Origin of the sequence: Rhizobium sp. TBD182, from assembly GCF_001950375.1 — a bacterium.
Lineage (GTDB): Bacteria > Pseudomonadota > Alphaproteobacteria > Rhizobiales > Rhizobiaceae > Agrobacterium > Agrobacterium tumefaciens.
In genome coordinates, this window is sequence record NZ_BDLN01000001.1 from 1,164,164 (window position 1) to 1,172,197 (window position 8,034).

The window sequence follows — 8,034 nt, forward strand, 5'->3', positions numbered from 1 at the left end:
CGGGCCGCCTTCTCATTCCTGTGCTCGTCACAGGGATGAGGTTGGGGAGGTCCCTACAGCCTTGCGTGCAAGGCCACTCCATTTCTCAGGGAATATCCGACAGGATCTCGCGATAGTTTTCGTGAAGGTAACGCTGCGTGGCGGCGGCATCGGCGGGACGGCCGTAAAAATAGCCCTGCCCCATAGCGCAGCCGAGCGCGCGCAGTTTTTCCTCTTCCGCCTGCTCCTCGATACCCTCCGCGACGACCTCGAGATCAAGCCCTTCGCACATGGCGACGATGGCCTTAATGATATGTTCCGAAGGACGGTCGCTGCTGATACGGGAGACAAAGGCGCGGTCAATCTTGACCTTGTCGAAGGTAAAGTCGCGCAGACGGCCAAGGCTCGACTGGCCGGTGCCGAAATCGTCGAGAGAGATACGAACACCCGCACCCTGCAATTCGCTGATGATGCGCTGCGCGGTATCGGCGGATGTCATGACAGCGGTTTCGGTGATTTCAAGCTCCAGCCGGTGCGGATCAAGGCCGACACGCGACAGGATGGACAGAATATTATCCGCTGTGCCGGGGTCCATCAATTGCGCGGAAGACAGGTTGAAGGACAGGAAAAGCTCTCGCGGCCAGAACAGCGCCGCTTCCGCCGCCTTCCTCAGCAGCGCTTCCGACAGCGCGTCGATGAAACCGCGTTCTTCGGCCAGCGGCACGAAAACGGCGGGCGACACGAAACCGAGATCGGGGTCGTTCCAGCGGGCGAGTGCCTCGAAACCGATGACCTTCGCTTCTTCCAGCCTGACGATGGGCTGGAAATGCACGTCGATCGCATCGGTGATGATGGCGTTACGCAACGCCTGTTCCAGCTGGGTGGCGCGCTTCATTTCCTGCGCAATCTCGCGCGAATAGACCGTTATCTGTCCACGACCACGGCGCTTGGAGCGGTAAAGCGCGGTCTCGGCGCTTTTCAGCAAATCCTCGAAATCATCGCCGGCGAAGGGATAGATGGCAAAACCGAAGGAGGAGGAAAGCCGGACGTTGCGGTCGCCGAGATCGTAAGGCGCAGAAAGCACGTCCTTGATCATGTTGCCTATGCGCTCTGCGCCGGTGCGTTCGAATACCAGCGGCAGCACGAAGGCGAACTCGTCGCCATCATGGCGCGTCACGGCGGCGCCATCGGGAATGCAAGCCTTCAGCCGATGCGCGACCTGGCACAAAATCTCGTCGCCCGCCTGCACGCCGAAAAGATCGTTGATGGGTTTGAAGCCGTCAATATTCGCAATGCCGACGGTGAAGGGCGCGGGATCGCTGGAACGCTCGCTGGCGAGCATGCGGATCTTGTCCCGCAAACGGTAACGATTGCCAAGCCCCGTCAGCGGATCGCTGTAAGCCATCGCCTGCAGCTCGTTCTGGCTGACGTGCAACGCCTGCGGCTCTGCCCGTTTCATTCCTGCATCTCGTGAATCCCGTGTCGACCGCGATCACAATGCAGGGCAAGTATTAAAAAAGCCATAGAACCGCGCACCGAAAATGCGGCGGCGTCTCCGCAATGCCAGCGGCTCGAACACAAAAAGCTGAAATGGAGGAGCTTCAGGCTTGCAGCCGCAGGGCATCCTTGCCGAAAAGGCGCAGGAAAACGGCATCGACCATATCGGGACTGACGGGTTTCAGCAGCATGTCTTCCATGCCCGCCGCCAGGCATTTGTCGAGATCGCCCTCGAAAGCGTGGGTGATGACGCCGACGATGGGAATGCGCTCGTCGCCAGCCAGTGCACGCATACGGCGGGCGACCTCAAAACCGTCGATATCGCCAAGCGTGGTGTCGAGCAGGACGACGGACGGTGCCTGCTCCTCAAAAAGACGCAACGCCTCCTCACCCGACGTGGCAAGCCGCCAGGACAGCCCCAATCCCTCAAGGATTTGTGAGAAGACGATCTGGTTGACCCTGTTGTCCTCAACGAGAAGTATCTCGCAGACACCGCCGGTCTTGAGGATTTTGGGCAGGTCTTCGGTCATGATCTCCCAGTCCTCGTCGGAGGACTTTTCCTTCGGAGACGATTTGAGGCCGACGGCGAGATAATGCAGCAGCGAAGCATCGATCTCCTCTTCCTCGATGGTGACGACCGGCAGGTCATGCGCGGCCGCGATATCGAGGCATGTGACGCTCATCTGGGCGTCGACGACGACGACATCGATGCCGACGCCTGCGGAAGCGGCGATATCGATGAAACTACTCTGTTCTTCCTCGCTCCTCACCACGGCATGATCCATGCCGCTCGCGGCCAGCCGGTGGCAGGCGGCTTCGGCAAAGCGCCCGTTTCCGGAAACCACCAGCACCGCCTTGCTTTTCAGCAGACCGCCTGCGGAATCGCGATCTTCATCCTTGCCATAGGTTGAGGCGACGAAATCGACATGTTCGAGCGAGGGGATGACGGGCATGCCGTTCGCGTCGATGGTGGCGAGCGCGGTCACGTCCTCCATCGTCGTGACCAGAAAATGCCGGCCAGGCCGACCCACCCGCTGCTTGCGGGTAATCGTCAGCACCTCTTCACCATTCGCGCGCCTCACCCTTTCGGGAAGGATGCTCGGCGTGCCGCTGTCCAGCACCATGCGATCGGCAGCGTCGATCCGGCCTGCGACCTGGCGCGAATGCAGATCGAAAACCGTGCGGCCGAGAATGCTCTCTGCACTGGTCTCGACCATGGTGCAGGCGGCTTTATTTACGGCGACATAGGCGAGGTTCCGGTCCTTGACGAGGACCGGAAACGGCAGATTATCGAGGATGTCTTCGATCAGCTGAACGCGTTCGAGGTCGATGCGCCACTGTTCTTCTCTTTTCTTCTGTTCGGAAATATCGGCAACGACGCTGATGCCGAGCCCGGAAGGCAGGCGGTTCATAACGAAGCGCAGGAAGCGCTCCCCCTTCAGCCGCTCGGTTTTTTCAGACCTCTCCTTCCAGTGCAGCGCCAGCCGCTCGCCAATCCATTCCTCGCGTCCCAGCTGCCGGGCATTGGCGGACAGGCTTTCCGCTTCCAGAAGATAACAATCGTAAAGCGCGCTCAGATAGTCGCGCAGCCGCGCGCCCGGCCCGATAACGGCCTCTTGCAGTGGAAAAAAACTCAAAAGCTTCCGGCTTGCGAAAACGATGTGATCGTTCCGGTCGTAAACGACGATCGCCGCGCCAAGCGCGTCGCAAAGGGCATCAAGCATCACCGTATGAACGCCCGCGCCGGAGGACGCCAAATCACTCAACTGCAAACTCCCACCTGTTTTCAGGGTCAGGCTTATGTTTCTATTGGAATCGTCCGAGGCAAATGCCGGGATGAAACGGTAAATTCCGAAAAAGAGACATCAGGGTTCGCTACTTGAAGCAGTCTTGAGGGGAAGATGACGTTCACCCATATACGACGTCACACCACCCGGCGAAGGGGGGCCTCGTTCCTGCAGTCATTTCAAGCCGCCTCACCATATGCAAGGCCGATTAAAGGCGGATTAACGCTTATCCTGACGTTGAACGGAAATGATCAAACGCCGGGCAGGCCGCAAAACATGTACAAACTTTCACGACTTGAGTTTTTTGCTTTCGAAGCCGTGACGAATCCGCGAAAATGACGATCATGGCCATCAAGCAGCTTTCAGAAACCCTCATCAACCAGATCGCCGCCGGCGAGGTCATCGAAAGACCCTCCAGCGCCACGAAGGAGCTGGTGGAAAACGCCATCGACGCGGGCGCAACGCGCATCGAAATCGCCACGGCGGGCGGCGGCAAGGGACTGGTCCGCATTACCGATAACGGCTCCGGCATGTCGCCTGCCGATCTGGAGCTTGCGGTCCGACGCCATTGCACCTCGAAAATATCCACCACGCTTGACGATATCCGCACGCTTGGCTTTCGCGGTGAGGCCCTGCCCTCCATCGGCTCGGTTGCCAAGCTTTCCATCATCAGCCGACAACACGGCGCAGAACAGGGTTCGGTGATCTCCGTCACCGGCGGCAAAGTCTCCGAGGTCCGGCCCGCCGCCGCCAATGCCGGCACCATCGTCGAGGTGCGCGACCTGTTTTTCGCGACGCCCGCACGACTGAAATTCCTGAAGACGGAGCGAGCGGAGGCAGCCGCCATTACCGAAGTCGTTAAACGGATGGCAATTGCCTTTCCGCATATCCGCTTCGTGCTGTCAGGCACCGACCGCTCCACGCTTGAAATCCCCTCCACCGGCGACGATCACCTTGCCCGCATGGCGCAGATTCTCGGTGCCGAGTTCAAGGACAACGCCATCGAAATCGATGCCGGGCGCGAGGATGTAACGCTCTCCGGTTTTGCCGGCGTGCCGACCTTCAACCGCGGCAACTCGGCGCATCAATATGTCTTCGTCAACGGTCGCCCGGTGCAGGACAAATTGCTGTTGTCCGCCATTCGCGGTGCCTATGCGGAAACCGTGCCGCACGGGCGATATCCAGTCGCGGTGCTGTCCCTGACGCTCGATCCCGCCTTTGTCGACGTGAACGTGCATCCGGCGAAATCAGATGTGCGCTTCCGCGATCCCGGCCTGGTTCGCGGGCTGATCGTCGGTGCGATCCGCCAGGCGCTGACCCGCGACGGTGACAGGGCGGCGACGACTGGTGCCAGCCAGATGATGAACGCCTTTCGCCCCGGCTACAGCCCGTCCAATCTCCGACCGTCTGCCGCTGCGACATGGTCCGCCGCGGCCTCGCCTTCCCGACCGCTTGCCGTTTCCGAGAACATGCAATTTGCCGAGGCCGTGCAATCGCGCTTTTCCGACATCACCATGCCGACCGCGCGGGCAGAACCCCGCGAGGTTTACGAGGCCTCGGCAAGCCCGTCGCTGGAACCGTCACAATATCCGCTCGGCGCCGCGCGGGCGCAGTTGCACCAGAATTACATCGTCGCGCAGACGGAAGACGGCCTCGTCATCGTCGACCAGCATGCGGCGCATGAACGGCTCGTGTTTGAGGAAATGCGCAATGCGCTGCATTCCAGACGCCCGCCTTCACAGGTGCTGCTCATTCCTGAGATCATCGACCTTCCCGAAGAGGATTGCGACCGGCTGATGGACCATGCGGCTGGTTTCGATGCACTGGGACTGGTCATCGAGCGTTTCGGGCCGGGGGCGGTCGCGGTTCGCGAAACGCCGGCGATGCTTGGCGAGGTTAACGTGCAGGGGCTGGTGCGGCAGCTTGCCGACGAGATCGCTGAATGGGAAGCTGCCTCCACGCTTGCCAACAAGCTGGAATATGTCGCCGCCACCATGGCTTGCCACGGCTCGGTGCGTTCAGGGCGGCGCATGCGGCCGGAGGAGATGAACGCGCTTTTACGGCAGATGGAAAACACGCCGGGTTCAGGACAGTGCAATCACGGTCGTCCGACCTATATTGAGCTAAAACTTTCCGATATAGAACGTCTCTTCGGCCGAAGCTGAGCCTTAACCCCGGGGGCAGCAGGCAGGGCTGGCCTTGGGCGTAGCTCAGCGATATAAATTCAAGGGACTGGAGCATCCGGATTGTTCAGGAGAACGCTACGCCGTTTCGGGCTGGATGCACTGACAGGACATAGCAGGAGACGAAAACGGATGAACAGATTTGAGGGAGGCGGAAACCGCATCGCCGTCATCGAATATCTCGACGGTGACTTCCGGATCGTGCAGACCGGCTCGCATGTCATATGCGCCATCACCGGCAAGACCATTCCGGTCGACGAGCTGCGCTACTGGAGCGTCGCCCGGCAGGAAGCCTATGTGGATGCCAGCGCCTCACTGGAGGCAGAGCGCAAGGCTGGTAATTTGCCAGCATAGTGTAGACGCGACGATGTAGTGAATATGCTTCGCGAGCACTGGTATTATAGAAAATACTAATTCACGTGTAAATTGAAGTATGCGATAGTTCTCTTGTCAAGCGAGCAAAGGAACGATTCGTTATGATCACTGCCAGAATTAGATGCATCAATAAAACTGACAGAAGCAGCGCTTGGGAACGCATAAGAAGCGTCGGCGGCGTCAACCCGGACGGTAAGAACTGGAAACTTACGCTCAACGACGCAATCGTAGGCATCGAGAACAAAACTTACGCGTTCTATGTAGAACGTCCTGCAGGGGATAGGGTCAACGTAGTCGTGGCCAAAAGTGCTTATGGAAACAAGTATCTAAAAACTACATCAGACGGTGATCAACCAAATAACCTCCTAAGCTTGCCTGAATGCCCTTAAGACGAGTATGGCATAGCGCACTGAAATATAAATCTTTATTTTGGTGCGCCTACCACAAAATACTTGGTATATTTGTTAGAATGACGTCCGCGCATTTTCCCGCAGCAAACGGGCGCGGCAGTTCCGCACCGCCGTCTCGATGATCGTTGTGGCCGCATTGGGATCGTCGAACACCATGTCGACCTCGATCACCAGGCTGTTCCACAGCAATTCTTCCGCACGGCCATGGTGCCCGTTAAGACGCACGGCGTCCTTGGCCGTTGTCACCAGCTGCAAGTTTTCCTTATCCGCGTCCTGCAGAAGATCGGCGATCTCATCATCGCTGAAATGGTGATGGTCAGGAAAAGAGCGCTGCAGCACGATTTCGCCACCAAGCCCCTCGACAGTTCGGAAAAACTTGGCGGGATCGGCGATACCAGCATAGGCCAGCACGCGCCTTCCCCTAAAATCCTGCGGTTCCTGCGGCTTTATCGCCGCAACGAAAACCGGTTTGGCGGCCTTTGCCGCGGTTCTGACCAGCGGATCGGCCGCATGGCCGTTGCCGACTTTCAAGAGTCCGGTCATATGCCGCATCTGTTCGGCAAGCGGCGCCCGGACCGGGCCGCCCGGCACAAGATGACCGTTGCCGATGCCACGCACCGTATCGATAACGACCAACGCATAATCCAGCGTCAGGCGTGCGCTCTGGAAGCCATCATCCATGATGATGAGATCCACGCCCTCCTTCACCAGCCGATGCGCACCTTCCACCCGCTTGCGGGAGATGACCGTCACCGCCTCGCGGGCAAGCAGCAGGGGTTCATCGCCTACATCAGCTGAGCGGTGCTGCGCGGGATCGACGAGGGTGGTGATATCAAGTGTGCCGCCATAACCACGGCTCAGGAAGCCGGGTTTCAGGCCCTTTGCGGTGGCGGCTCGGGCGATTGCCATTGCGGTCGGCGTCTTTCCGGCACCACCAACGGTGAAGTTGCCAATGCAGATGACCGGAACGGAAACGCTCGCCCGTTTTGCCGTGCGCATCCGCCGGCCGGCAATATTGCCGTAGAGAAGGGAAAACGGTGATAACAGCCAGGCTTGCCAGCCTGCTTTCTGCCACCAGAAAGGCGGCGCTTCAGAAACCATATATGCCTGCTCCCGGCCGCATCACCCACGGCATTGCGCTTAAATTCGATAAATCACATGGGTATTTGCCAGAAAAAACCCTGAATTGCAAAACCCGGCTATACATGCGCAGCTTGTCTCTTCCCATCTTGTGCGACAAGTGGCGCGCACTGCGGGGACATGACCTAAACAACGCGTTCCGGAAGCAGGGTTTCCAGCGCGGTAATATCATCGAAACAATAATGGGCGTCGGCGCCAAGGCTTTCGCGCGAGCCGGTTCCGGTGAGAACGGCAATGCGCAATCCTGCGCCGGCATTTCTCGCCATGTGCAGATCATGATTATTGTCGCCGACCACTGCCACGCGTGCAGGCGCAAGACCAATCGCGTCGCAGAAACCGATAACCATGCCGGGTTGCGGCTTGGTGCCGTAACCGCTGTCATAACCGGCGACGAAATCGACATCGCTTTCGAAACCGAAACGGATCGCCGTCTGGCGGATGGATTTTTCGTTGTCGCTGGAGGCGATGCCAAGCTTGTAGCCGCGTGCCTTGAGCCTTGCGAAAAATGCCTTGAGATCGGTGACCGGCACGGATTTATCCGCTGCTTCAGTGAATAGCCGGTCGAGCCGCGCAGTCAACTCCACGAGATCGCAAGGCGAACCGGCGGCGACGAGACCGGCAGCTATCTCCGCCGTATTGCCGGCAGCCAAAAGACTGTCGGGC

Annotated in this window: 7 protein-coding genes; 3 read left to right on the forward strand and 4 right to left on the reverse strand. The window is 59.0% G+C overall.

Translation table 11 applies throughout. The features are described from left to right. Positions 1 to 85: 85 nt before the first annotated feature. The gene (locus tag T18_RS05915) at positions 86 to 1,438 is read right to left on the reverse strand and encodes a putative bifunctional diguanylate cyclase/phosphodiesterase (protein WP_003519050.1); all 1,353 of its coding nucleotides are present in this window, start codon (positions 1,436 to 1,438) and stop codon (positions 86 to 88) included. 142 nt (positions 1,439 to 1,580) lie between these two features. Continuing rightward, positions 1,581 to 3,200: a response regulator gene (locus T18_RS05920; RefSeq protein WP_046205582.1), complete on the reverse strand. Its 1,620-nt coding sequence runs from the start codon at positions 3,198 to 3,200 to the stop codon at positions 1,581 to 1,583. A 407-nt stretch (positions 3,201 to 3,607) separates the two neighbouring features. Between T18_RS05920 and mutL the strand changes: the two genes are divergently transcribed. The 3 genes from mutL (at position 3,608) to T18_RS05935 (ending at position 6,210) form a co-directional block, all read left to right on the forward strand. Further along, complete coding sequence (gene mutL, locus T18_RS05925) at positions 3,608 to 5,428, forward strand: DNA mismatch repair endonuclease MutL (protein ID WP_038489990.1); 1,821 nt, start codon at positions 3,608 to 3,610, stop codon at positions 5,426 to 5,428. A gap of 150 nt (positions 5,429 to 5,578) precedes the next feature. Continuing rightward, the gene (locus T18_RS05930; protein ID WP_003519053.1) at positions 5,579 to 5,800 is read left to right on the forward strand and encodes a DUF2093 domain-containing protein; all 222 of its coding nucleotides are present in this window, start codon (positions 5,579 to 5,581) and stop codon (positions 5,798 to 5,800) included. A gap of 122 nt (positions 5,801 to 5,922) precedes the next feature. After that, positions 5,923 to 6,210: a DUF3892 domain-containing protein gene (locus T18_RS05935; RefSeq protein WP_025592606.1), complete on the forward strand. Its 288-nt coding sequence runs from the start codon at positions 5,923 to 5,925 to the stop codon at positions 6,208 to 6,210. Positions 6,211 to 6,285: 75 nt separating this feature from the next. Here T18_RS05935 and lpxK read toward each other — a convergent pair whose 3' ends face one another. Together lpxK and T18_RS05945 are read right to left on the reverse strand one after the other, a co-directional pair. Then, positions 6,286 to 7,332 (reverse strand): tetraacyldisaccharide 4'-kinase, encoded by a 1,047-nt coding sequence (lpxK, locus tag T18_RS05940; RefSeq protein WP_013635567.1) that lies wholly within the window; start codon positions 7,330 to 7,332, stop codon positions 6,286 to 6,288. Between the two features lie 164 nt (positions 7,333 to 7,496). Further along, positions 7,497 to 8,034, reverse strand: a 538-nt coding sequence (locus tag T18_RS05945; RefSeq protein ID WP_323455200.1) for an HAD family hydrolase, incomplete at its 5' end; no start/stop codon positions are given.